This window comes from Kaistia geumhonensis, assembly GCF_030815145.1.
GTDB classification, from domain to species: Bacteria; Pseudomonadota; Alphaproteobacteria; order Rhizobiales; family Kaistiaceae; genus Kaistia; species Kaistia geumhonensis.
The window spans coordinates 1,472,269-1,496,014 of sequence record NZ_JAUSWJ010000001.1 but is presented as its reverse complement, the minus strand read 5'-3'; the positions used below and the strand labels follow the sequence as shown (position 1 = coordinate 1,496,014).

Below are 23,746 nucleotides of genomic sequence, written 5' to 3'. Positions count from 1 at the left end.
GGAAGCTCCGGCGGCTCACCGGTCGCCGCCTTCGTCCTCGTCATCACGGCGCCGCGCCTGTCGCGGCGCCGTTCTTTCTTCGAATTGCAGCAGGCGCAGCGAGGCGATCTCGGCCCGGGCGCCCGCTTCCGCGTCCGCGCGGAGCGAGGCTTCCACATAAGCGATATGCGCCGCCGCCGCCGACCGGGCGGCCGCAGCGTCTCCGGCGAGGATCGCCTCGAGCAGCGCGCGATGCTGGCCGAGCAGTTCGTCGCGCGAAAGCTGCCGGCCGTAGAGCCGGCTGCGATTGTAGAAGATGCCGTCGGCCAGCAGGCGATAGCAGGCGCGCAGCACATGGATCATGACGATGTTGTGCGACGCCTCGCCGATCGCCTGGTGAAACTCGACATCGAGCGCGGCTTCCCGGCGGAAATCCGCTTCGCCATGCGCCGCTTCCATGGATGCGAAGATGCGCGAGAGGATCGTGCGGTCGGCCTCGGTTGCCCGATCGGCCGCCATCGCCGCCGCCGTCGCCTCGACCTCGCGGCGGAATTCGAGATAGTCGCCGCCCGCCTTCTGCGAGCGGGCGATCAGGTCGATGACGGGCGAGGCGAACAGCGTTCCCTCGATCGCCGCGACGAAGGTGCCGCCGCCATGTCGGCTTTCGATGAGGCCGCGTCCTTCCAGCGTCTTCAGCGCATCGCGCAGCACGGGGCGCGATACCGAGAGGCGGGCCGCGAGGTCGCGTTCGCCCGGCAGGCGGTCGCCTGGATGAAGCACGCCTTCCAGCACCAGAAGCTCGATCTGGCGGGCGACCTCTTCGGCGGTCGGGCGTGACGCGACGGGTTGAAAGGGCATGACGGGAAGCCTATAAGCGCCTCAGGAAGAGTGGTCAACTAAATGGACCAGTCATCGCCGAGGCGGTGCGCTGCCTCCGGCATGGGCGTGTAGAAGGCGAGCAACATGTCGCTCCAGACGGCAACTTCGATCGACGATTTGAGGCTGATGGCGAAGCGCCGCGTGCCGCGCGCCTTCTTCGAATATTGCGACCGCGGCTCCTATGCCGAGGAGACGCTGGAGGCGAACCGCGCCGATCTCAAGGCGCTCAAGCTGCGCCAGCGCGTGATGGTCGACGTCTCCAACCGCTCGACCGCGACGACGATCATCGGCCAGCCGGCGGCCTTGCCGCTGGTGCTCGCCCCGACCGGCCTCACCGGCATGCAATATGCCGATGGCGAGATCCTCGCCGCCCGAGCCGCCGAGAAGGCCGGCGTTCCCTTCTGCCTCTCCACGATGTCGATCTGCTCGATCGAGGACGTGGCCGCCGGCACCTCGAAGCCGTTCTGGTTCCAGCTCTATGTGATGAAGGATCGCGGCTTCGCGCAGTCGCTGGTCGAGCGCGCGATCGCGGCGAAGTGCAGCGCGCTGGTGCTCACCGTCGATCTTCAGGTGCAGGGCCAGCGCCATCGCGACATCAAGAACGGCATGACCGTTCCGCCGCGCATCACGCTCGCCAATCTCGTCGACATCGCCACCAAGCCCGACTGGGCGCTGCGCGTGCTGCGCGGCAAGCGCAAGACCTTCGGCAATCTCGACGGCTTCGTGAAGGGCATGACCGGCGTCAAGTCGCTCGGCCAGTGGATCTCCGGCCAGTTCGACACCACGCTGAACTGGAACGACGTCGCCTGGATCCGTTCGCTGTGGCCCGGCAAGCTCATCATCAAGGGCGTGCTCGATGTCGGCGACGCGAAGGCCGCCGCGGCGACCGGCGCCGATGCGATCGTCGTGTCCAATCATGGCGGACGCCAGCTCGACGGCGCGCCGTCGTCGATCTCCGCTCTGCCGCGCATCGTCGATGCGGTCGGCGGCGAGACCGAGATCCTGTTCGACGGCGGCATCCGCTCCGGACAGGACGTGCTGCGAGCGCTGGCGCTCGGCGCCCGGGCCTGCATGGTCGGCCGCGCCTTCCTCTATGGCCTCGGGGCGGGCGGCGAGGCCGGCGTCGCCAAGACGATCGACATCATAGCCAAGGAGCTGTCCGTCTCCATGGCGCTGACCGGACGGCGCACCATCGCCGAGATCGACGAGACGGTCATCGACCGCGGCTGAACCGCCTTTTTCCTCCGCATCGGCGCCGGCCCGATTATGCTGGTCCGGTGCGGAGGATGAATCATGGGCGCGCTTCAATCCGGCGACCGGTCGAGTTTTCCCGATCCCGTCTATCGCGAGACCGTGCTGCGGCCGCTGTTCGACGGCGCGCGCCATCATCACGCCGGCGCGCTGGGGCGGATCGACCGCGCCCATCTGGTGATGCTGGTCGAGACCGGCATCCTCGACCGCGCGCAGGGCGCGGCGATCGCCCGCGCGCTCATCGCCATGGCGCGCGAGATCGACCCGGCCGCGCTCGCTTATGGCGGCGATGTCGAGGACTACTTCTTCCACATGGAGCGCGAGCTGAAGCGCCGCGCGGGGGCCGATATCGGCGGCCGGCTGCACACCGCGCGCTCGCGCAACGACATCGACCATACCTTCCTGAAGCTCGGCCTCCTGCCGCGCATCGATGCACTCCTGGCCGACGCCCGCGACCTGCTCGCCGTCCTGATCGAGGTGGCGACGCGTGATCGCGACACGCTGATCGTCGCCTATACGCATGGCCAGCCGGCGCAGCCGACCACCCATGGCCATTATCTCGCGGCGATGATCGAGGTGCTGATCCGCGACATGGAGCGGATCGAGGCGGCGCGGGCGATCGTCGATCTCTGCCCGCTCGGCGCCGCGGCGATCACGACATCCGGCTTTCCGGTCGACCGGCATCGCACCGCCGAACTGCTCGGCTTTTCGGGCCCGTTGCAGAATTCCTATTCCTGCATCGCGGCGGTCGACTATGTGACTTCGACCTATGACGCGGTCGCGCTCATGTTCCTGCACCTCGGCCGGCCGATCCAGGACTTCCTGTTCTGGTCGAGCTTCGAGGTCGGGCAGCTCTACCTGCCGAACGCCTTCGTGCAGATCTCGTCGATCATGCCGCAGAAGCGCAATCCGGTGCCGTTCGAGCATCTGCGCCATCTCGCCGGCCAGACCGTGGGCCGCGCCCGCGCCGTCGTCGATCTCCTGCACAACACGCCCTTCACCGACATGACGGACAGCGAGGCCGAGACGCAGGAAATGGGCTATCAGGCCTTCGAGGTCGGCCATCGCGTCCTCGCCCTGCTTGCCGCGACGCTGTCGGCAGGGCGGATCGATCCCGAGCGGGTCGCCGTCAATCTCGACCGCTCCTGCGCGACGATCACCGAGCTCGCCGACCGGCTGGTGCGCGAGGAGGGGCTTCCCTTCCGCCTCGCCCACGAGATCGCCGCCGAGGTGGCGCGCGCGGTCGTCGCCTCGGGCGGCAGCCTGAGCGACAGCGGCTATCCCGCTTTCGCCGAGGCCTTCGCACGCCATGTCGGCCGGCCTCCCGTGGCGGATCGCGAGGCGTTCAGGGGCATGGTCTCGCCGGAGGCGTTCGTCGCCGTCCGCGAGCGCTTCGGCGGTCCGGGACCGGCCGCGCTCGGGGCGGCGCTCGCCGGCTACCGGGGGGCACTGAGGGCCTTCGCCGGGCGGGCGGCGGCGATCGGCGAGCGGCAGGCCTCGGCGGCGGCGACGCTGGAACGTCGCATGCATGAAATCGCCGAGGGCTTATGACATAGGCTTGCGCAGGGGCGAGGGCGCCGAGGGGGGCGAGGATGGGCGAGGGGGCACGGCGGTTCGCCGATCATCCGCTGCGGACGGCGGCGCTGCACGAGGTGCATGCGCGGCCCTTCCACATGATCGCGGCGCCACGGCTGGTGCTGCACTATGCCTTCATGACCGATGCCGGAGAGGCGGACGCGGCGCGCGCCCGGCTCGCCGAACTCTGCCGGCGCAACGGGCTCGCGATACCGGCCTCCGATGCGCGCCATCATGTCGTGCCGCTGCTCGGCGGATTCCTGCGGTGGGAAAGCCACGCCGAGTTCACGACCTACAGCTGGGATGCGCCGCGCGGCGCAGGCCCGCTGCCGGCCGAGACGCCGTTCGGCGAAGCCTTCGAGCCGCCCGGCCCGCTGATGGTGCAGGCGCGGCTCGATCTCGTCGACGATTTGCGGCCGCCCGCCGAGATCCTCGCCGGTTTCGACCCGGGCTCGCTCGCCGCCTCGCAGGCGGCCGGCGGCCGCGCCCTGATCGCCACCGATTTCCGCTCCGACGGCGACGGCTTCACCCGCCTGCTGATCGTCGATCGCGGGCTCGGCCCGCAGGAGGCCGGTCCGCTGGCGCAGCGGCTGCTGGAGACCGAGACCTACCGTGTCCTCGCGATGCTCGGCCTGCCGGAGGCGCAGCGCCTGCAGCCGGAGGTGCGGCGCATCGAGGAGCAGCTCGTCGCCGACACCGCGCGCTTCCGGTCCGCCGGCGGCTTTGCCTCGAACCGCGCGCTGCTCGACGATCTGACGGCGCTCGCCGCCGATCTTGAGGCGGGCGCGGCGGAATCGGCCTTCCGCTTCGGCGCCAGCCGCGCCTATGCCGAGATCGTGAGCCTCCGCCTCAACGCGATGGACGAGCATCCGCTCGAGGGCTATTCGAGCTTCACCGCCTTCCTCGCCCGCCGCATGGCGCCGGCGATGCGCACCTGCGCGACGCTGGAGAACCGGCAGCAGGACCTCTCGCGCAAGCTCGCCCGCGCCGCCGCACTGCTGCGCGCCCGGGTCGATGTCGAGCTCTCGCAGCAGAACCGCGCCCTGCTCGATTCCATGAACAAGCGGGCCCGCCTCCAGCTCCGCCTGCAGCAGACGGTGGAAGGCCTCTCGGTCGCGGCGGTCAGCTATTATGTCGTCGGGCTCGTCGGCCATCTCGCCGAGGGCGCGCCGCTGCTCGGCCTCCATGTCGAGCCGACGACGATAGAGGCGCTGGCGGTGGTCCCGGTCGCGCTCGCCGTCTGGTTCCTGGTCCGCCGCATCCGCCGGCATCATTCGGACGGGGCCGGCGAGGAATAGGGGAGCCGCTCACCCGCCGATCATCGCCTCGAGGCCTTCGTCCCAGGCCGGATGCTCGCCATAGAGCGCGGCGAGGTGATCGATGAAGAGGCGGACCTTGGCGGCGAGATAGCGCCGGCTCGGATAGACGGCGTGCACCGCGACGCGGCGCGAGGCGCGATAGCCCGGCAGCACATGGACGAGCTGGCCCGACCGAAGTTCCGGCCCGACATCCCAGGTCGAGCGCAGCGCGATGCCGAGCCCGGAGAGGACCGCGGCGCGCACCACCTCGTTGGAATTGGTTCGCAATCTGCCGTCGATATGGACCGTCACCGGTCCGTCGCGGCTTTCGAGCCGCCAGGGATCCTGGCCGGCGGTCGCGAGCAGGGCGTGACGCGCGAGATCGGCGATCGTCTCCGGCGTGCCATGCGCCTCGATATAGGCGGGCGCCGCGCAGAGCAGGCGGTGGTTGGGCGCGAGGCGCCGCGCGACGAGGCTCGAATCGGTGAGCTCGGCGATGCGGATCGCGACGTCGACGCCCTCCTTCACGAGGTCGACGAAATCGTCGGAGAGCGTCAGGTTGACGACGAGGCCGGGATTGGCGTCGAGGAAGCGGCCGAGATGCGGCGCCACATGCAGCCGTCCGAACGATGTCGGCGCCGAGATGCGCAGCGTTCCCCGCGCCACGTCGGAGCGTCGGCTGACATAGGCCTCGGCCTCCTCGATCGAGGCGAGGATCTGCACCACGCGGTCGTGATAGCCCCGTCCCGCCTCGGTCAGCGCGATCTGGCGCGTCGTGCGCTGCAGCAGCCGCGTGCCGAGACGCTCCTCGAGCCGCTTCAGCCGCTTCGACACGACGGCTGGCGAGAGGCCCAGCTCGCGTCCTGCCGCCGAGAGGCTGCCGGCGGTGATGACCCGCGCGAAGATCTCCATGTCCGTGAAATCGCCCATGCCCGATCGTGGCAATAAATCGCGGTGACTTTCAACGCCCTGGAAAGAATGATTGTTGAAGGGAGTGCTTCTGTGCCTCGCAAGGGCGTCCTAGAGTGCGTCGTCGCCGGTCGGACCCGGCGGGAGGAAGTCATATGTCCGCCATCCTGATGCCGAAGCCCGACCAGCGCGTGCTGGATCGGCGCGATGCGATCATCGCGGGCCTCGCCCGGCTCGTGCCGCCGGCCGCGCTCATCACGGCCGAGGACGAGCGCCGCGCCTACGAGACCGACGCGCTGACCGCCTATCGCCAGCTGCCGCTCGCCGTGGTGCTGCCCTCGACGACCGAGGAAGTCGCCGCCGTGCTCGCCTTCCTCAATGCGGAGGGCGTCAAGGTGGTGGCGCGCGGCGCGGGCACCTCGCTCGCCGGCGGCGCGCTGCCGGCCGCCGACGCCGTCGTGCTCGGCGTCTCCAAGATGAACCGCGTGCTTGAGGTCGACACGGCGAACCGGACGATCCGGGTCGAGGCCGGCGTCACCAATCTCGGCGTCACCGCCGCCGTCCAGCATCTCGGCTTCTTCTATGCGCCCGATCCGTCCAGCCAGCTCGCCTGCACCATCGCCGGCAATATCGGCATGAACTCCGGCGGCGCGCACTGCCTCAAATACGGCGTCACGACCAACAATGTGCTGGGCGTGAAGATGGTGATGATGGACGGCACCATCGTCGAGATCGGCGGCGCGGCGCTCGATGCGCCGGGGCTCGATCTTCTCGGGCTCATCGTCGGCTCCGAGGGTCAGATCGGCGTGGTCACCGAGGCGACGCTGCGCATCCTGCCGCTCGCCGAGGGCGCGCGCCCGATGCTGATGGGCTTCCAGTCGGCCGAGGCCTGCGGCGCCTGCGTCGCCGCGATCATCGCCTCCGGCATCATTCCCGTCGCCATCGAATATATGGACCGGCCGGCGATCCGCGTCTGCGAGGCCTTCGCCCATGCCGGCTATCCGCTCGATGTCGAGGCGCTGCTCATCATCGAGGTCGAGGGCTCAGAGGAGGAGATCGCCGACCTGATCGACCGCATCACCGCGATCGCGGCCAGGTTCGAGCCGTCCACCTTCAAGGTGTCGCAGTCGGAAGCGGAGAGCGCCGCGATCTGGAAGGGGCGGAAGTCCGCCTTCGGCGCCATGGGCCGCATCGCCGACTACATGTGCATGGACGGCACCATCCCGACCGGCCAGCTGCCGCGCGTGCTGACCGGCATTTCCGAGATTTGCGCCGGCTACGGCCTCGAGGTCGCGAACATCTTCCATGCCGGCGACGGCAACCTCCATCCGCTGGTGCTCTTCAACGCCAACAAGCCGGGCGAACTGGAAAAGGCCGAGGCGGCCGGCGCCGACATCCTGAAGCTCTGCGTCGAGGTCGGCGGCTGCCTGACCGGCGAGCACGGCGTCGGCGTCGAGAAGCGCGAACTGATGGTGCACCAGTTCAACCGCATCGACCTCGACCAGCAGATGCGCGTGAAGACGGCGCTCGACCCGCAATGGCTGCTCAACCCGCACAAGGTGTTCCCGCTCGAAGGACGTCCGGTGTGATGCGATCCTCCGTTCGAGCCAGCATCCCCCTCTCCATCTCTCCCCCACAAGGGGGGAGAGGGCCTGCCGGCAGCCTTCCCTGCGCCTCCTCCCTTGTGGGGGAGACCGGGAGGGGGGGACCGGCCGGGGCGCCCGAGATTTCCGCATGACCGCTGCTCTTTTTCCCACCTCCGAAGCCGAACTCGAATCGATCGTCGCCGAAGCGGTTGCCAGCGCGACCCCGCTCTCGATCAAGGGCGGCGGCACGCGCGATATCGGCCGCCCCGTCCAGGCGGGGCGCGCCGTGTCGACGCTCGGCCTTGCCGGCGTCACGCTCTACGAGCCGTCGGAACTCGTGCTCTCGGCCCGCGCCGGCACGCCGCTTTCCGAGATCGAGGCGCTGCTCGCCGGCAATCGCCAGCGGCTCGCCTTCGAGCCGATCGACTGGCGGCCCTTGCTGGGAACCTCGGGCGAGCCCACCATCGGCGGCGTCACCGCCTCGAATGCCAGCGGCCCGCGCCGCATCCAGGCGGGCGCCGCGCGCGACCACCTGATCGGCATCCGCGCCACCACCGGCCGCGGCGAGACGATCAAGTCGGGCGGCCGCGTGATGAAGAACGTCACCGGATACGATTTCGCGAAGCTCGCGGCGGGCTCGTGGGGAACGCTCGGCATCCTGACCGAGGTGACCTACAAGCTGCTGCCGATGGCCGAGACCGAGACGACGCTGGTCTATGAGGGCCTCGACGCCGCCCGCGCGGTCGATGCCATGACGACGGCGCTCGGCACGCCCTTCGAGGTCACGGGCGCCGCCTTCCTGCCGGGCGAGCCGTCGCGGACGCTGATCCGCTTCGAGGGCTTCTCCGCCTCCTGCGGCTACCGCGCCGGGCGTCTCTCGGACATGCTCGCCGCCTTCGGCACGCCGGAGCGTCTCCATGACGAGGCTTCGCAGGCGCTCTGGGCCGCGATCCGCGACGTTCGCCCGCTCGGCGCGGGAGGCAGCGACGTCGTCTGGCGCATCTCCGTGAAGCCGACGGACGGCCCGCATGTCGTCGCGCGGCTCGGCGCCGAGCTTGGAGCGCGCACCTTCCTCGACTGGTCGGGCGGGCTCGTCTGGGCGGCGGTCGACGGCCCGGCCGATGGCGGCGCGGCGACGGTCCGCACCCTCACAGCGATGGTCGGAGGCCACGCGACCCTCGTCCGCGCCCCGCATGGCCTGCGCGCCGCGCTCGCCTCCTTCCAGCCGGAAGCCCCCGCCGTCGCCGCAATCGCCAACAAGATCCGCGAGAGCTTCGATCCGTCAGGCGTGCTCAATCCGGGACGGATGGGATAACCATGCAGACTTCCTTCACGCTCGCCCAGCTGGCCGATCCCGATACGCGGGAATCCGAGAAGATCCTCCGGACCTGCGTGCATTGCGGGTTCTGCACGGCGACCTGTCCGACCTATCTGCTGCTCGGCGACGAGCTCGACAGTCCGCGCGGGCGCATCTACCTGATCAAGGACATGCTGGAAGGCGGCAAGCCGGCCAATGACGAGGTGGTCAAGCATGTCGACCGCTGCCTGTCCTGCCTCTCCTGCATGACGACCTGCCCCTCGGGCGTGCACTACATGCATCTCGTCGATCATGCGCGCGCGCATATCGAGGAAACCTATCGCCGGCCCTTCGCCGACCGGGTGATGCGCAGCCTGATCGCGCATGTGCTGCCGCATCGCAACCGCTTCCGCATGGCGCTGGTCGGCGCGGCGGCGGCGCGTCCCTTCGCCCGCACGATCGGCAAATTGCCCGGCCTCGCGCGCATCGGCGCCATGCTGGCGCTGGCGCCGCGCTTTCCTTCAGGCCGCAGCGCCGTCGAGGCGCCGGGCCGTTTCGCGGCCGAGGGCGAGCGGCGCTGCCGCGTCGCGCTGCTCTCGGGCTGCGTACAGCCGGTGCTTGATCCGGCCATCAACGAGGCGACCGTCCGCCTGCTCACCCGGCTCGGCATCGAGGTCGTCGTCGCCGAGGGCGACGGCTGCTGCGGCTCGCTGGCGCATCACATGGGCCGCGAGGCGGACTCGCATGCGACGGCGAAGCGCGCCATCGACGGCTGGATCGCCGAGATGGACGGCGAGGGCCTCGACGCGATCATCATCACTGCGTCGGGCTGCGGCACGACGATCAAGGACTACGGCTTCATGTTCCGCGAGGACCCGGCCTATGCCGACAAGGCCGCGCGGGTTTCCGCCATCGCCCGGGACGTGACGGAATATCTCGACACGCTGAAGCTGGACCGTGTCGCGCCGCCCGAGCCGCTGACCGTCGCCTATCACTCGGCCTGCTCGATGCAGCATGGCCAGCAGATCAAGACGACGCCGAAGACGCTGCTGACACGCGCCGGCTTCACGGTCCGCGACGTGCCCGAGGGCCATATCTGCTGCGGCTCGGCCGGCACCTACAACATGCTTCAGCCCGAGCTCTCGCAGCGGCTGAAGGCGCGCAAGCTCGCCAATATCGCCAAGGTCACGCCCGACATCATCGCGACCGGCAATATTGGCTGCATGACGCAGCTCGCCTCGGGCACCGCGACGCCGATCGTCCACACGGTCGAGCTGCTCGACTGGGCCTATGGCGGCCCGAAGCCCGAGGGCCTCTAGGCCCACACGCTTCAGCGATCGGCCAGCGCCGCTGCGACCAGGACGCGGGCGAGGCGCCGTGCCTCGCGGTCGATCGCCGGATCATCCAGTCCGCAGATGTCGCGCAGCACGACGATCGTCTCGATGCCGGTGAGCAGTGCGAGCCCGATCGTGAGGTCGGCCAGCGCTCCCGGCTGAAGTTCGCCGGCCACGGGCGAAAGCGCCTCGCGGATCCAGCCGAGCCTGCGGCCGCCGCGCGGCGCCGGCGGTCGGCGGCCGCCGCCGACCGAGACGCTGAGGAAAGTGCGGAACAGTGCTTCGTTGGCGAGCACCATCGCGATGATCCCCGCGACGACTATCTCGGCCCGCGCGGCGAGGCCCGCATCCGGCGGCAGGTTGCGGAAATGCACCGCCGCGAACTCATGCGCTATCGCATCGAGCACCGCCTCCTGCGCCATCGCCTCCGGCGTCGAGAAATAGCGATAGGCCGTCGCGCGCGAGATCGTCGCCCGGTCGGCCGCCTCGGCGATCGTCGGATGTTGCCCCTCTGCCAGCAATTCGCGCGCTGCCTCGAGCAGCGCATTGCGCGTGCGCTGCTTCTGCGCGACGCGCTCGAAACCCTCTTGACGCTTCACTCTGCACCTTTATAAGACAAATATCTCATAACGAGAGAAATGTAACACGAACTCGAAAGGACGACAAACCCATGAACGCGCATTCCCCATCGGCCGCGGCCGCCGCCGGCTCGACCGTCCACCTGCTCGGAACGCTCGTCACGTTCCGCGCGCTCGCCGCCGATACCGAAGGCACCTTCTCGCTCGTCGAGGCGGTGACCGCGCCGGGGCAGGGCACGCCGCCGCATCGCCAGCGCGACGACGCCGAAGCCTTCTATGTGCTGGAGGGGAGCTTCGAATTCATGCTGGACGGCAGCACCGTCACCAGCGGGCCGGGAGCGTTCCACTACGTCCCCCGCGGCATGCCGCACGGCTTCCGCAACACAGGCAGCACGCCGGCGAAGATGCTGATCATCAACCTGCCCGGCGGGCTGCATGAGAACTTCTTCCGCGAGGCAGGCGACGCGGTTGCCGACGCCACGCAGTTTCCGCCGATGGCGCCGCCGGATATCCCGCGTCTCGTCGCAGCCGCGGGGCGCTACGGCATCGAGATGCTGCCGCCGGCGTGACCCGCGAGGAGAGATACCCGAGGCGCCATTGCGTCTCGGGCATGTTGCGTCCGAGGCTTCTCCGCTACTGCGTGGCGCGGCAGCGTGTGTCCTTGGAGACGGTGACGGCGCCCTTCGCGAAGTCGAAGCGGGCCTTGGCCTCGATGGTCGGGGTCAGGTAGTCCTTCTCGATCGCCGCGATGTTCGGGCAGTTCTTGCGCGTCGCCTTGGCGCCTGTTTCGGTCCAGAAACTGGCGCCGGCCACATCCGCCTTGAAGGATTCGTCGTCATAGCCACCGCTGAAGATCTCGCTGCCGTCGCGGAGGTCATAAATGACCAGCCCGCGGTCCGGCCCGGTGCCGGCATCGATCATGAGATAGTTGCCGGCGAGCTTCAGCAGGAAGAACGGATCGTCATTGGTGCCGATCACGCGGTCGCCCTTGGCAGCCTTGGTCGAGCAGGCGGCCTGCGGCGAGGCGCTCTTGCTCCGGACGATGTAGCTGTTCCCGACATCGTCCTTGTGCGGCTTTTCGACGATGAGCCAGTCGGCGTTCGAAACGCAAGTCGGACCGGCCGCGAGGGCGGGCGCGGCGATGAGCGTCGCGAGCGCGGCGAGAACAAGGGTCGTCTTCATGGTCACTTCGCCCTCCGGATGGCGTCGACGGTCATTTCGATCAGTGCGCTCGTCGTGGTCTTCGCCGGGCGGCGCATATAGGTGACGAGGTCGTCGCCGATGGGATCGATCCAGCGGCGGTCGATCGCCGCCATGCCCTTGGCCGCGCCGATGGCGGACAGCATCTGGGCGGCGTTGCAATCGACATCGTGGCCGCAGCCGCCGATGATCGCGAGCGTCTCGTCGAAATCGCCGTTGCCGAACCAGAGCGCGACGACCTGCGCCGCCGCGTTCGGATAGGCGTGGATCCAGTTGTACTCGACATATTCGGCATCGCACTTCGCCCAGGCCGTCTTCCAGTCGGGCGAGGATTTCGAAGCATCGAGCGCGAAGCGGACCACGGCGCCATATTCCGTATCGGCCGGCATCAACGCGACCGTCTCTTCCGTCAGAGCGCGGAAATCGTCGGTGACGAAGGCGCGGGCGACGAGGACGGCGTTGAAGACCTCGCCGAGGATGCCGTTGCCGGCATGCGAGATCTCGGCGTCGAGCCAGGCGAGGCGGGCCGCTTCGCGCGCACTGCCGGGCGCGACCATACCGCAGATCGCGCCGCGCATCTGCGCGCCGATCCATTCGTCGAACGGATTGCCGTCGAGCGCGGAGTGCGGCGGATAGATGCCGCGCTTGATGTTGTCGAGCGCCACCGCTTCGGCCGACCAGCCGAGGGGGATGAGCCCGACCCAGCGATCCGCGACATCGGCGCTGGTCACGTCGCGGCCCTTGTCGGCGAAGGCGTAGAGGAAGGCGAGCTCGAAGGTGATGTCGTCGTTATAGGTGTTGGGCGGCCGCATGTAGCGGTCGATCCGGCCGAAGGCGCGCTCGAGCTTCTCGGCCGTATAGCCTTCAAGCGCCGTGCCGACGGCCGCGCCGACGATCTGGCCCCACCAGGCGCCGGCGATGCGATCGGGGAAGCCGGCGGCGTTCACGTCGACCGCGACATCGGCCGGGAACCGAACCGCTGCCGCAAAGTCCTCGAAACTCGCGAAGCGGCGGGTCTTCTGCGAGGGGTGGTCCGGATCCGGCACCGCCGCGCGCAGCACGGATTTCAGCCGGGCGTTGATCGCGTGCAGCCGCTCCCAGTCGCCGCGTTCGGCGGCTTCGAGTCCCTCCGTGAGCAGCGCCTCGTGCGGCGGCACGATCCAGCCCTTGTTCTCGAGCGACTGCACCGCCGCGACCGCGAGCGATTCCGGCGCGCCGGAACCCGGGACATTGGATTGCCAGAACAGCTTCAGCCAGAAATCCTGTTCGCGAATCGCCGCCGACGCATCCCAGGTCTGCTCCTCCTCTGCGAGCAGTACCGGCTCGGCGTTGCGGAGGAGGTCGCGGGCATATTCCCAGGCTTTCATCACTCGGTCCTGTTCGGGGAGAGGGGTCGATCGGAAGGCGGCCTGAGAATAGGGAATTCGTCCGGTCTGTCGACTGTCAAGGAAAGGTGGGGACCGCATGAAGAGCTATGTCGCGCTGCTTTATTCGATCGTCCTCGGACCGGGGCGGCGGGTGGTCATGGCCGATCTCAGGGCGGTCGCGGAAACGCTCGGCTATCGCGATCCGGTCACGATCGGGGCGAGCGGCAATCTCCTGTTCCGCGCGGGGGAAGCGCCGCTCGCGCAGATCGAGGCGGAGCTGGAGGCCGGCTTCGCCTCCCGTTACGGCAAGACGGTCGACATCATCCTGCGCGATGCGGAAGCCTGGCGGCGGCTCGCCGCCGGCAACCCCTTTCCCGAGGCGGCGGCCCGCGACGGGGCGCGGGTGCATGTCCGCGTCATGCGCCATCCGGCCGGGGCGAGCGATCTCGCCCGCCTCTCGGCCTATGCGATCGGCGGCGAGGAACTGCGGATCGTCGAGGGCGATCTCTGGATGCATTTCGCTGACCGCCTGCCGAGCGAAGGCAAGCTGCTCGGCCAGTTGACGGCGAAGCGAAGCGGCGTCGGCACGGTCAGGAACTGGAACACGGTCGCCAGGATCGCGGCTGCGCTCGAGGGAGGCGGTTAGCGCCCCTGCTCGGCGGCGGCCAGCTCGCGCGCCGTGTCGCCGCCGATCTGGGCCTTGAGATAGGCCTCCGTCTCGGGGAGGGCGAGATGGAAATGCGTCAGCGGCTCGATGCGGAGGCGCAGGCTCTCGGCCTCGACGTCGAGCAGGTGGCCGCCGAGACGCCGATCGTCCGAGATGAAGTGGAAGTGATAGCCGGCGACGCCGAACGGCCCGGAGAATTCCGGCGACCACAGGCCGACGAGCGTGCCGTCGATATCGGTGAAGGTGAATTCGTTCTGCGTGCGCGTCGCGTCGAGGAGACGGGTGCCGGGCGGCGGCGGATTGACGGAGCGCGCCTTGATCCGACCGAAGCGGCCGTCGAGGCGGATCGCATAGAAGATGTTGCCGCTGTCGCGCAGCGGGTCGCAATGACGGCCGAGATCCTGAAAGCCGCTGATGCCGGTGATCGTCGTTTCGCGCTCGGGCTGAAAGCGCGTGACGATCGCGAAGGGCGCCCCGGCATCGCGCGGCGCCTCGGTGACCACGCCATTGGCATCGGCATGGAAGGCGCGGCCTTCCAGCACGATCATTTCGCCGTCGAGGCCGGTGAAGGTGCCGAGGCCGAAATCGCCATGGGCGAGGATCGTCTCGACGCTCGCCTCGCGCTCGTAGACGCCGGCGACCAGCGCTCCCGATGTGGAGACCTGGAACACGGTGTGGAGCTCGGCCTCGAAATGGCGCGACAGCGCCTCGGTCACGATGGCGTCGACGCTGCGGCCGGTCCTCCGGCTCTCGTCCTCGATCGCGGCCTGCAGCGAGGCGGGAATGCGGACATGGGCGTGTTTCATCGCGGCGCAGCTCCTTGCGGGGACGGGCGCCGGCCCGATGGAGCGGGCCGGCGCATCCTTATGCCGCGACAGTCCTTTCTAGCCGCTTTCCGCGAGCCGCTTCAGCTTGGCGACCCGCGTCGGCTGTTCCTCCTCGAGCGACAGCGTCCCGGTGAGCTCACCCTTGCCGTCCATCAGATAGACGGTGGCGGTGTGGTTCATCGTGTAGTCGCCGCCCTCGGTCGGAACCTTCTCGTAATAGACGCGGTACGCCTTCGCGACGGCCGCGATCTCCTCTGGCGTTCCCGAAAGGCCGACGATCCGCGGATCGAAGGCCGAGAGATAGTCCTTCATCGAGTCCGGCGTGTCGCGTTCGGGATCGACCGTGACGAACAGCACCTGCAGCCGGTCGGCGAGTGGACCGAGCTGCTCCATGTCGAGCGTCAGGTCGGAGAGCGTCGTCGGGCAGATGTTCGGGCAGCGGGTGAAGCCGAAGAAGACGGCATAGGGCTTGCCGCCGAGATCGGCGGTGGAAAATCGCTTCCCGGTCGTCGCGGGAAGATCGATCGGCCCACCGATGCCGGTGCGCAGCGCGGTGGAGGCGCCGCGATCGGAGAGCTGGTAGCCGACGACGGCCGAGCCCGCGAGGGCGACGACCGCCGCGATGGCGATCGCCGCGATCCGGCGCCGCGTCATCGTCAATTCTCCATCTTCATGCCGGGCATGTCGCCGTCGCCGTGATGCTCGTGCTTCGGCATCGCGCCGATGGCGTCGATCTCGAACACGACGTCGACGGTGCCGGCCTTGGCGAAGGTCAGCGTGCCCTTGACCTTCTCGCCCTGCTTCAGCGGCTGCTTCAGATCCATGAACATGAGATGGAAGCCGTTCGGCGCGAGTTCGGCCTTGCCATGCGCGGGAACGGCGATGCCGCCCTCGACCGGGCGCATCTTCATGACGCCGTTGTCGACGCTCATCTGGTGGATCTCGGTGCGGCCGGCGCTTTCCAGCGTCGCGGCCACCAACGTGTCGTCGCTGTCGCCGTCATTGGCGATGACGAGATAGCCGCCGCCCACCTTGGCGCCGGGCGGGGTCGCCCGCGACCAGGGATGCTCGATCTCGATCGCGCCGATCTTGAACTCGTGCGCCCGTGCGGCGTCGACACCGACGAAGAGAAGGCCGATCGCCAGCGTCGCGATCGCGATGCGCTGCTCGATGCCGGTGAAGGAACGGAAAAGACGGGAGGAAGCCGATTGCTTGCGGAAAGCCTGGAGGGTCATGGCCGGGTCCTGGATCAAATGCCTGGGAAGCCGCGCGGACGGGCCGGGCGGCGCAAGACGTCGCGCATCCGCGACGAGAGGCGTCAGGCAGCCGGCGGCGCCCGTGAAAGGACCGGCGCGAGTTCGAAGCGCGGACCGCTTTCGCCCGTCGATGCGGGCACTGCCGCGACGACGAGCGCGGGAGCGGAGCGGGCGAGCGGCGGGTGGGCCGGTGGCGGCGCGCTCGCGCCGACCATCGGGCAGCCGAGCGTGCAGCAATCGATCAGATGGACGAGGCCCGGCGGGACATCGGAGCCGCGGTCGCTCGACAGCGTTCCGCAGATGACGTCCTGAGAAAGCGCCGGCTCGGAAGCGCGCACGCCCGTGGCGAAGCCGCTGACCAGAGCCTGGACGACAAGGAAAAGCGCGACGATCAACGCCGCGTCCTTCCGCCACAAGCCTCGTCGTCCGGCGCGCATCATCCGCTCCTCCGCCGCATGAGATAGCATCACGCGGCAGGGAGCGGAACCTCACAGGGCGGCGACATAAGCGCCGGTCATCAGGCCGCGGCGGCCTGCAACTCCTCGGTCGTGACGCGGAAGCTCGTCAGGATGTTGGGACCGAAGGTGTGCGTGAGCGGCACGTCGGCAGCGTCCCGCCCCCGCGCGATCAGCACGCGGCCGATGCGGCGCTTGTTGTTGCGGGGGTCGAAGGCATGCCAGCGGCCGCCGAGATAAACCTCCATCCATGCGGCCAGATCCATCGGCGGATAGGGCGGCGGCTCGCCGACATCCGAGATGTATCCGAAGCAGTAGCGCGTCGGGATATTGAGCGCGCGGCAGAAGGCGATGGCGAGATGGGCGAAATCGCGACAGACGCCGATGCCGCCGGCATGCACGTCGGCCGCGCTGCGGAACGGGCTCGCCTGCTGGTAGTCGAACTTGATACGGCCGTTCACATAGTCGCAGACGGCCTGGACACGGTCCCAGCCCGGAGCCGTATGGCTGAAGAGCCGCCAGGCCTCGTCGGCGAGCTTGTCGGATTCGCAGTAGCGACTGGGCAGCAGGAAAGCGAGCACCTCGTCGGGGAGGTCCTCGACGGCATGCTGCACCGCGCTGCGATCGACGGGATCGGGCAGGCCGTCGTCCCAGATCACCGTCTGTGTGGTGAGCGTGAACGGACCGGGCGGCGCGATCAGCCGACAGCAGAGATTGCCAAACGCATCACGATACTGCCTGACCGAAACGATCGGGTTGGTCGCGAGCGTATCGGGAAATTCGAGAGACTGGGCTTCGTCGGGATGCACATTGAGCATCACGATCATCGGCGTCGGGGCTTCGAACGTGTAGCTGAGCTCAGTGCCGAGCTTGAGGCGCATGGGACCTCCTTTGCGATCTGGCATCATGACATGATCGCGGCCGGGACCGCAGTCATTTGTGAGCCGTCAATGGCGCGGGTTGCCAACGGTTCCGCTACCGGCCTTGCGCCTCGCAACTTCCGTGCTAGTTTGCCGCCGTCTCATCGGGGTGCCTCGGTCCGCAAGGGCCATGGCTGAGAGGCTCGCCAGAGCCAACCCGCGAACCTGATCCGGATCATGCCGGCGGAGGGATTGAGCGAAGCGCGGGACGCCGTCCGGTCCACCCCGCGCAATGCCATCGTTCCGTCCTGTGCCTGAAGCCAAACGTGCGCCAGAAGCCAAGGACGTCCGAATGTCGACCACAGCCACCAACGACAACCTGACCATCACCGCCGCCGGCGCGGCGCTCGACGATCTGCGCGCCGCCCGCCCGCTCGTCCAGAACATCACCAATTATGTGGCCATGACCATCTCGGCCAATGTGCTGCTCGCGCTCGGCGCCTCGCCCGCGATGGTGCATGCGCCCGAGGAAGCCGCTGATTTCGCTGCGATCTCGTCCTCCCTCGTCGTGAATATCGGCACGCTGTCGGAGAGCTGGGTCGACGGCATGCGCCGCGCCGTTCTGCGCATGAACGAGGACGGCAAGCCCTGGGTGCTCGACCCGGTCGGCTGCGGTGCCACGCCTTACCGGACGGCCGTCGCGGTCGAGCTGTCGCGGCTCCGGCCCGCCATCATCCGCGGCAATGCCTCGGAGATCATGAGCCTCGCCGGTGCCTCGGGCGCGGGCGGCAAGGGCGTCGATTCCACGACGAGTTCGGACGCGGCCATCGCGGCGGCGCAGGCGCTGGCGCGCGAGACGGGCGCCGTCGTCGCCGTGACGGGCGAGACGGACTATGTGACGGACGGCGCGATCGTCGTCGCGATCACCGGCGGCCATGCGCTGATGCCGCTTTCGACCGCGCTCGGCTGCGCGCTTTCCGCCACAGTTGCCGCTTTTGCCGCCATTCGCCCGCCGATGGAGGCGGCCGTATCGGCGCTCGCGGTCTATGGGGCGGCCGGTGCGCTCGGCGCCGAGAACCTCGCCGGACCCGGCCTCTTGCCGGCGGCGCTCTGCGACATGCTCTACGGCCTCGATGCCGAGAGCGTCGCGGCCTTCGCGGGCGTCCAGGTGATGGAGACGGTCTGAGCATGGGCTTCGACCCCTCGCTCTATCTCGTCACCGACCCGCGCCTCGGCGCGCCGCGACCGCTGATCGAGACGGTGGCGGCGGCCGTCGCGGGCGGCGTGACGCTGGTGCAGCTGCGCGATCCCGACGCGCCGACGCGGCACCTCGTCGAGACCGCACGTGCCCTCGTCGCGCTGCTCCGGCCGCGCGGCGTGCCTCTCATCGTCAACGACCGCGTCGATGTCGCGCTCGCCGCCGATGCCGACGGCGTGCATGTCGGCCAGTCCGACATGCATCCGGCCGACGCCCGTACGCTGATCGGGCCGGACCGCATCCTCGGCCTTTCGATCACCGATGCGTCCGAGATGCGGCCCGGCGATCTCGCCCCCGTCGATTATCTCGGTGTCGGGCCGATCTATCTCCAGGCGACCAAGCCCGATGCCGCGCCGCCGATCGGCCCCGAGGGCCTCGCGGCGATCCGCGCCGTGACACGCCTGCCGATCGTCGCGATCGGCGGGGTCGGGCCGGCCAATGCGGAACAGCTCATCCGCGCCGGCGCCGACGGTCTTTCCGTCGTCTCCGCCCTGATGGCTGCGCCCGATCCGGCCGAGGCGGCACGCACGCTGGCGGCGGCGATCACCCGCGGTCGCGCCTGACCATCTTTTCCATCAGGGAAAGAGTGCTCGTATCATTGCGCTTGTTTCGTTGAAGACGGCGAAGTGAGATGGTGGGCGCCAGCACGCTTCCGCCTGAGGAGAACACCATGTCCGCAAATGCCGACCGTCTCGTCGTAACCGGCCCGTCCGCCCCGCGCTTCGACGAGATCCTGACGCCGGAGGCGCTGGCCTTCGTGGCCGAGCTGCACGGGCTCTTCGACGCCGACCGGCGCGCGCTGCTGGAGTTCCGCGCCGAGCGGCAGGTGTTCTTCGACAATGGCGGCCTGCCGGACTTCCTGCCCGAGACGGCGGCCATACGCGCCGGCGACTGGAAGGTCGCGCCGATCCCGGCCGATCTCCTCGACCGCCGCGTCGAGATCACCGGCCCGGTCGACCGCAAGATGATCGTCAACGCCCTCAATTCGGGCGCCAAGGTCTTCATGGCCGATTTCGAGGATGCTTCCTCGCCGGTCTGGGCCAACATGGTCGAAGGCCAGCTCAACCTGAAGGATCGCTGGGCCGGCAGGATCGACTTCACCGACGCGAAGACCGGCAAGGCCTACAAGCTCGGCGACAAGCCGGCGGTCCTCGTCATCCGCCCGCGCGGCTGGCACCTGCCCGAGCGCCACATCACCTTCGACGGCCAGCCCGCCTCGGGCTCGCTGGTCGATTTCGGCCTCTATGTCTTCCACAATGCCAAGGCCGCGCTGGCGCAGGGCTCCGGACCCTATTTCTACCTGCCGAAGCTGGAGAGCCATCTGGAAGCCCGTCTCTGGGACCAGGTGTTCACCGCCGCCGAGGAATGGCTCGGCCTCGCGCATGGCACCATCAAGGCGACCGTCCTCATCGAGACGCTGCCGGCGGCCTTCGAGATGGACGAGATCCTCTACGAACTGAAGGACCATATCGTCGGCCTCAATTGCGGCCGCTGGGACTACATCTTCTCGTTCATCAAGACGCTGCGGAACAACAAGGCCTATCTGATGCCCGACCGCGGTCAGGTCGTCATGGGCAAGGCTTTCCTCAAGGCCTATTCGGAACTGCTGATCAAGACCTGTCACCGCCGCGGCGCCTTCGCCATGGGCGGCATGGCGGCGCAGATCCCGATCAAGAACAACCCCGCCGCCAACGAGGCGGCCTTCGCCAAGGTCCGCGCCGACAAGGAGCGCGAGGCCGGCGCCGGCCATGACGGCACCTGGGTCGCGCATCCCGATCTCGTGCCGGTGGCGATGGAGGTCTTCAACCGCCTGATGCCCGCGCCGAACCAGCTCGGACGGCTTCGCGAGGAAGTTTCCTACGGCCAGGCGGACATGCTCGAGATCCACGAGGGCACCCGCACGGAAGAGGGGCTGCGCCACAACATCCGCGTCGGCGTCCAGTATATCGAGGCGTGGCTGCGTGGCCGCGGCGCCGTGCCGATCTACAACCTGATGGAAGACGCCGCGACGGCCGAGATCAGCCGCGCGCAGATCTGGCAGCAGCTGCATTTCGAGGCCGAGCTCGAGGGGGGCGTCAAGGTGACGGAGGCGCTGTTCCGCCGCTGCCTCGCCGAGGAGATGGAGGTGGTCAAGGGCGAGATCGGGCCGGACAACTATGCCGCCGGCCGCTTCCCCGAAGCCATCGCGCTGTTCGACAAGCTCTCGACCGCGCCGACCTTCGAGGCCTTCCTGACCGTCCCGGCCTACGGGCTGATCGACTGATCCTGCCGCGGCTGGTGCACCTCGACCGTGAGATGCGCCAGCCCCGCGACACCGGAGAGACGGCGGCGGATCGCCGCCGCATCCACGCGGCCGACGACGCCGACGATGGCCGCTATGGCCCCCGGCCCGACGCGCCAGACATGGAGATCGGTGATCCGCGTATCGCCGAACTCCCGCAGCCGGGCGCGCAGATCCTTCTCGATCCCGGGATCGGTCCGGTCGAGCAGCACGGACGCCGTATCGGCGATCAGCGAACGCGACCACATCAGGATGACCACGGCGCCGACGATGCCCATCGCGGGATCGAGCCAGACCAATCCGAAATAGCGCCCGGCCAGCAGCGCCGCGATGGCGAGCACCGAGGTCAGCGCGTCGGCCATCACATGCACGAAGGCCGAGCGGAGATTGTTGTCGCGCTCATGGGCGTGGCCGTGGTCCGCGTGGTCGTGGTCGTGGTCGTGGTCGTGGTCGTGGCCGTGGTCGTGGTCGTGGTCCGCATGGGCATGTCCGTGGCGATGCCCGTGGCCGCCGGAGAGAAGCAGAGCCGACACGAGATTGACCCCGAGGCCGATGACCGCGATCACCGTCGCCTCGCCGAAGGCCACCGGGCCGGGCTGGAAGAGGCGCAGGACGGATTCGGCGCCGATGCCGAGCGCGATGATCGCGAGCACCAATGCCGACGCGAAGCCGGCGAGATCGCCGACCTTGCCGGTGCCGAAGGTGAAGGCGCGATTGCGGGCATGCCGCCGCGCATACGCATAGGCGGCAGCGGCGACGCCGAGCGCGCCGGCATGCGTCGCCATGTGGAAGCCGTCCGCGAGCAGCGCCATCGAATTGAACATCAGGCCGGCGGCGATCTCGGCGACCATCATCACGGCGGTGATGACGACGACGATCAGCGTGCGCCGTGCATTGGCGTCGTGGTCGCTGCCGAGGAAGACATGCTCGTGCGCAAGGGCGTCGGCTTCCTGGTCGAAGGTCATGGCACGCTCCTTCAGCGGCTGTGACGGCGGACGACGCCGATGAGCTCCGCCGCGCCGGCGGCGCGCTCGGCATCCGAAAGCCCCGGCTTCGCGACATGTTCCTCGAGATGATCGACGATCAGTTCGTCCATCAGCCCGTCCAGCGCGCCGCGGATGCCCGCGACCTGGTGGAGGACCTTGGCGCAGCCGGCATCGGCGGCGATCGCGCGCTCGACGGCGGCGATCTGGCCGGCAATGCGGCGGACGCGGGCGAGGAGGGGATCCTTGGCGGAACTGTCGGTGAGATGAGCCATAGGGTAGGGGTATACCCTATATCGGCCGGCAAGGAAAAGGCCGGGTGCGAGCACCCGGCCTTCGAGGTTGCCCGGAAGGGATTGGCCTATTCGAGCTGGACCGGCGGCTTGGCGCTGCCGCCGCGCAGCGGCCGCTCCTCCATGGCGAGGAGCAGCAGGAAGGCGAGAATGATGCAGATGGTCGCCGCGCCGAACACCTCGCGGAAGGCACCGCCCAGCGGCCGTCCGCTCGCCGCCGCATTGGCGATGAGCGATTCGACCGAGGCGCCGCCGGTCGCGCCGACACCGGCGAGGAAGATCGCCCCGAAGGTCGCGACGAGGATGGCGCTGCCGAGGGCGCGCATGAAGTTCACCGTCGCCGTGGCCGTGCCCATGTGATGCGGCGCGACGGCATTCTGGACGGCGACGACGGTCACCGGGAACAGCGTTCCGAGTCCGGCGCCGACCACGACCAGCAGCGCCTCGATCGCGATCAGCGGCAGGCTGTGGGCGAACAGCGTCATCGCGATCATGGCCAGGATGGAGACCGCGACACCGATCAGCGGCGCGCGCTTGTAGTGCACCGTCTTGGCCATCACGCGGCCGGAGGCCTGCGCGCCCGCCACGGTGCCGACCGAAAGGGGAATGAGCGCGAAGCCGGAGGCGGCGGCCGACAGGCCGAGCGCCGACTGGAAGAAGAGCGGCAGATAGATCGAAAGGCCGACCATGGTGCCGATGCCGAAGAAGCCGGACAGCGTCGCGGTCGCGATCACCCTGTCCGCCAGCACGGCGATCGGCAAGAAGGGTTCCGCGGCCGCGGTCATGCGCCAGCCGAACAGCACCCAGGCGACGACCGACCCGGCGAAGAGGCCGATGATCTGCGGCGCATCCCAAGGATAGACGACACCGCCCCAGGACAGGGCGAGCAGCAGCAGCACGGCGGCGACGACGAGGAGCAGCGCGCCGGAATAGTCGAGCGCATGGGCGCGGTCGTGGCGGGGAAGCTTCTTCAGCGCCGTGTAGGTCATGACCAGCGCCAGCGCGCCGAGCGGCACGTTGATCCAGAAGATCGCCGGCCAGCCGACCGTCTGCGAGATCACGCCGCCGAGGATCGGGCCCGAAATGCTCGACAGCGCGAAGACGACGCCGAAATAGCCCATGTAGCGCGAGCGCTCCTTGGGCGAGACCGCGTCGGCGGTGATGGTCTGCGCGAGCGAGATCAGCCCGCCGCCGCCGAGGCCCTGGACGAAACGCGCGATGATCAGCGCCAGCATGGTCGGCGCGAGGGCGCAGGCGACCGATCCGATGATGAAGATGGCGATCGCCACCATCAGCGTCGCGCGGCGTCCGTGAATGTCGCTGATCTTGCCATAGAGCGGCGTCGCCGCCGTCGACGACAGGAGATAGGCCGTCACCACCCAGGAGAGGTTCTGGAGATCGCCGAGATCGCGGCCGATCGTCGGCAGCGCGGTCGCCACGATGGTCTGGTCGAGCGCGGCGAGGAACATCGCCAGCATGATGCCGATGATGATCGTGCGAACGGTGGCGTGGTCGAGCGGCGCCGGCTCGGGGCGGGCGGAAACGGATGCATCCATGATCGAGGCCGAATCTCGGAGGGGGAGCGGCCGATGCCGCTCCGAGGGGAATAGTCT

24 protein-coding genes and 1 riboswitch are annotated in these 23,746 nt (G+C 68.9%); of the genes, 11 read left to right on the top strand and 13 right to left on the bottom strand.

Annotation, left to right across the window (positions count from 1 at the left end):
- Nucleotides 1-15 precede the first annotated feature (15 nt).
- Nucleotides 16-837 carry a FadR/GntR family transcriptional regulator gene (locus QO015_RS07140; RefSeq protein ID WP_266280459.1) on the bottom strand — a complete coding sequence of 274 codons (822 nt, stop codon included), beginning with the start codon at nt 835-837 and terminating at the stop codon, nt 16-18.
- Nucleotides 838-942: 105 nt separating this feature from the next.
- On the opposite strand from QO015_RS07140, the gene QO015_RS07135 reads away from it, so the two are divergent.
- The 3 genes from QO015_RS07135 to QO015_RS07125 all read left to right on the top strand — a co-directional run bounded on the left by QO015_RS07135 (nt 943) and on the right by QO015_RS07125 (nt 4,982).
- Nucleotides 943-2,088 carry an alpha-hydroxy acid oxidase gene (locus QO015_RS07135; RefSeq protein ID WP_266280461.1) on the top strand — a complete coding sequence of 382 codons (1,146 nt, stop codon included), beginning with the start codon at nt 943-945 and terminating at the stop codon, nt 2,086-2,088.
- A gap of 63 nt (nt 2,089-2,151) precedes the next feature.
- A complete protein-coding gene (gene argH, locus QO015_RS07130; protein ID WP_370877403.1) occupies nt 2,152-3,660 on the top strand; it encodes an argininosuccinate lyase in 1,509 nt (502 codons plus the stop codon).
- A gap of 41 nt (nt 3,661-3,701) precedes the next feature.
- On the top strand, nt 3,702-4,982 hold the full coding sequence (locus tag QO015_RS07125) for a DUF3422 family protein (protein WP_266280463.1): 1,281 nt from the start codon (nt 3,702-3,704) through the stop codon (nt 4,980-4,982).
- Between the two features lie 9 nt (nt 4,983-4,991).
- On the opposite strand, the gene QO015_RS07120 is transcribed toward QO015_RS07125, so the two are convergent.
- Complete coding sequence (locus QO015_RS07120; RefSeq protein ID WP_266280465.1) at nt 4,992-5,912, bottom strand: LysR family transcriptional regulator; 921 nt, start codon at nt 5,910-5,912, stop codon at nt 4,992-4,994.
- A 134-nt stretch (nt 5,913-6,046) separates the two neighbouring features.
- On the opposite strand from QO015_RS07120, the gene QO015_RS07115 reads away from it, so the two are divergent.
- The 3 genes from QO015_RS07115 (at nt 6,047) to glcF (ending at nt 10,093) form a co-directional block, all read left to right on the top strand.
- Nucleotides 6,047-7,480 carry an FAD-linked oxidase C-terminal domain-containing protein gene (locus QO015_RS07115; RefSeq protein ID WP_266280467.1) on the top strand — a complete coding sequence of 478 codons (1,434 nt, stop codon included), beginning with the start codon at nt 6,047-6,049 and terminating at the stop codon, nt 7,478-7,480.
- 145 nt (nt 7,481-7,625) lie between these two features.
- Nucleotides 7,626-8,792 carry an FAD-binding protein gene (locus tag QO015_RS07110; RefSeq protein WP_266280470.1) on the top strand — a complete coding sequence of 389 codons (1,167 nt, stop codon included), beginning with the start codon at nt 7,626-7,628 and terminating at the stop codon, nt 8,790-8,792.
- 2 nt (nt 8,793-8,794) lie between these two features.
- Entirely contained in the window at nt 8,795-10,093 is a 1,299-nt protein-coding gene (glcF, locus tag QO015_RS07105) for a glycolate oxidase subunit GlcF (RefSeq protein WP_266280473.1), read from the top strand.
- 11 nt (nt 10,094-10,104) lie between these two features.
- Here glcF and QO015_RS07100 read toward each other — a convergent pair whose 3' ends face one another.
- The gene (locus tag QO015_RS07100; protein ID WP_266280476.1) at nt 10,105-10,707 is read right to left on the bottom strand and encodes a TetR/AcrR family transcriptional regulator; all 603 of its coding nucleotides are present in this window, start codon (nt 10,705-10,707) and stop codon (nt 10,105-10,107) included.
- Nucleotides 10,708-10,778: 71 nt separating this feature from the next.
- Here QO015_RS07100 and QO015_RS07095 point away from each other — a divergent pair, with 71 nt between their 5' ends.
- Nucleotides 10,779-11,255, top strand: a complete 477-nt coding sequence (locus QO015_RS07095; protein ID WP_266280479.1) for a cupin domain-containing protein — start codon at nt 10,779-10,781, stop codon at nt 11,253-11,255.
- 64 nt (nt 11,256-11,319) lie between these two features.
- Here the strand turns inward: QO015_RS07095 and QO015_RS07090 are convergent, their stop codons facing one another.
- Both QO015_RS07090 and QO015_RS07085 read right to left on the bottom strand, forming a co-directional pair.
- Entirely contained in the window at nt 11,320-11,868 is a 549-nt protein-coding gene (locus tag QO015_RS07090; protein WP_266280481.1) for a hypothetical protein, read from the bottom strand.
- 2 nt (nt 11,869-11,870) lie between these two features.
- Entirely contained in the window at nt 11,871-13,253 is a 1,383-nt protein-coding gene (locus QO015_RS07085; RefSeq protein ID WP_266280484.1) for an ADP-ribosylglycohydrolase family protein, read from the bottom strand.
- 97 nt (nt 13,254-13,350) lie between these two features.
- Here QO015_RS07085 and QO015_RS07080 point away from each other — a divergent pair, with 97 nt between their 5' ends.
- On the top strand, nt 13,351-13,899 hold the full coding sequence (locus QO015_RS07080; RefSeq protein WP_266280487.1) for a DUF1697 domain-containing protein: 549 nt from the start codon (nt 13,351-13,353) through the stop codon (nt 13,897-13,899).
- Here the strand turns inward: QO015_RS07080 and budA are convergent.
- The 5 genes from budA to QO015_RS07055 all read right to left on the bottom strand — a co-directional run bounded on the left by budA (nt 13,896) and on the right by QO015_RS07055 (nt 17,339).
- Nucleotides 13,896-14,726, bottom strand: coding sequence for an acetolactate decarboxylase (budA, locus tag QO015_RS07075; RefSeq protein WP_266280490.1), 831 nt, complete (start codon nt 14,724-14,726; stop codon nt 13,896-13,898). The genes QO015_RS07080 and budA overlap by 4 nt on opposite strands.
- 78 nt (nt 14,727-14,804) lie before the next feature.
- Complete coding sequence (locus tag QO015_RS07070; protein ID WP_266280493.1) at nt 14,805-15,401, bottom strand: SCO family protein; 597 nt, start codon at nt 15,399-15,401, stop codon at nt 14,805-14,807.
- Between the two features lie 2 nt (nt 15,402-15,403).
- Nucleotides 15,404-15,982 carry a copper chaperone PCu(A)C gene (locus QO015_RS07065; RefSeq protein WP_266280496.1) on the bottom strand — a complete coding sequence of 193 codons (579 nt, stop codon included), beginning with the start codon at nt 15,980-15,982 and terminating at the stop codon, nt 15,404-15,406.
- Between the two features lie 83 nt (nt 15,983-16,065).
- A complete protein-coding gene (locus QO015_RS07060) occupies nt 16,066-16,398 on the bottom strand; it encodes a hypothetical protein (RefSeq protein ID WP_266280499.1) in 333 nt (110 codons plus the stop codon).
- Nucleotides 16,399-16,520: 122 nt separating this feature from the next.
- Entirely contained in the window at nt 16,521-17,339 is an 819-nt protein-coding gene (locus QO015_RS07055; RefSeq protein ID WP_266280502.1) for a transglutaminase-like domain-containing protein, read from the bottom strand.
- A 134-nt stretch (nt 17,340-17,473) separates the two neighbouring features.
- A riboswitch (TPP riboswitch) is annotated at nt 17,474-17,587 on the top strand.
- Between the two features lie 83 nt (nt 17,588-17,670).
- On the opposite strand from QO015_RS07055, the gene thiM reads away from it, so the two are divergent.
- From thiM to aceB, 3 genes are all read left to right on the top strand, one after another.
- A complete protein-coding gene (gene thiM / locus QO015_RS07050) occupies nt 17,671-18,504 on the top strand; it encodes a hydroxyethylthiazole kinase (RefSeq protein ID WP_266280505.1) in 834 nt (277 codons plus the stop codon).
- Nucleotides 18,505-18,506: 2 nt separating this feature from the next.
- Nucleotides 18,507-19,139 (top strand): thiamine phosphate synthase, encoded by a 633-nt coding sequence (gene thiE / locus QO015_RS07045; protein ID WP_307289122.1) that lies wholly within the window; start codon nt 18,507-18,509, stop codon nt 19,137-19,139.
- A gap of 107 nt (nt 19,140-19,246) precedes the next feature.
- Nucleotides 19,247-20,839 (top strand): malate synthase A, encoded by a 1,593-nt coding sequence (gene aceB / locus QO015_RS07040; protein ID WP_266280507.1) that lies wholly within the window; start codon nt 19,247-19,249, stop codon nt 20,837-20,839.
- Here the strand turns inward: aceB and dmeF are convergent.
- From dmeF to QO015_RS07025, 3 genes are all read right to left on the bottom strand, one after another.
- The gene (dmeF, locus tag QO015_RS07035; protein ID WP_266280509.1) at nt 20,821-21,822 is read right to left on the bottom strand and encodes a CDF family Co(II)/Ni(II) efflux transporter DmeF; all 1,002 of its coding nucleotides are present in this window, start codon (nt 21,820-21,822) and stop codon (nt 20,821-20,823) included. The genes aceB and dmeF overlap by 19 nt on opposite strands.
- An 11-nt stretch (nt 21,823-21,833) precedes the next feature.
- Nucleotides 21,834-22,115, bottom strand: coding sequence for a metal/formaldehyde-sensitive transcriptional repressor (locus QO015_RS07030; protein ID WP_266280510.1), 282 nt, complete (start codon nt 22,113-22,115; stop codon nt 21,834-21,836).
- A gap of 86 nt (nt 22,116-22,201) precedes the next feature.
- Nucleotides 22,202-23,689, bottom strand: a complete 1,488-nt coding sequence (locus QO015_RS07025; RefSeq protein WP_266280511.1) for an MDR family MFS transporter — start codon at nt 23,687-23,689, stop codon at nt 22,202-22,204.
- Between the last annotated feature and the right edge of the window lie 57 nt (nt 23,690-23,746).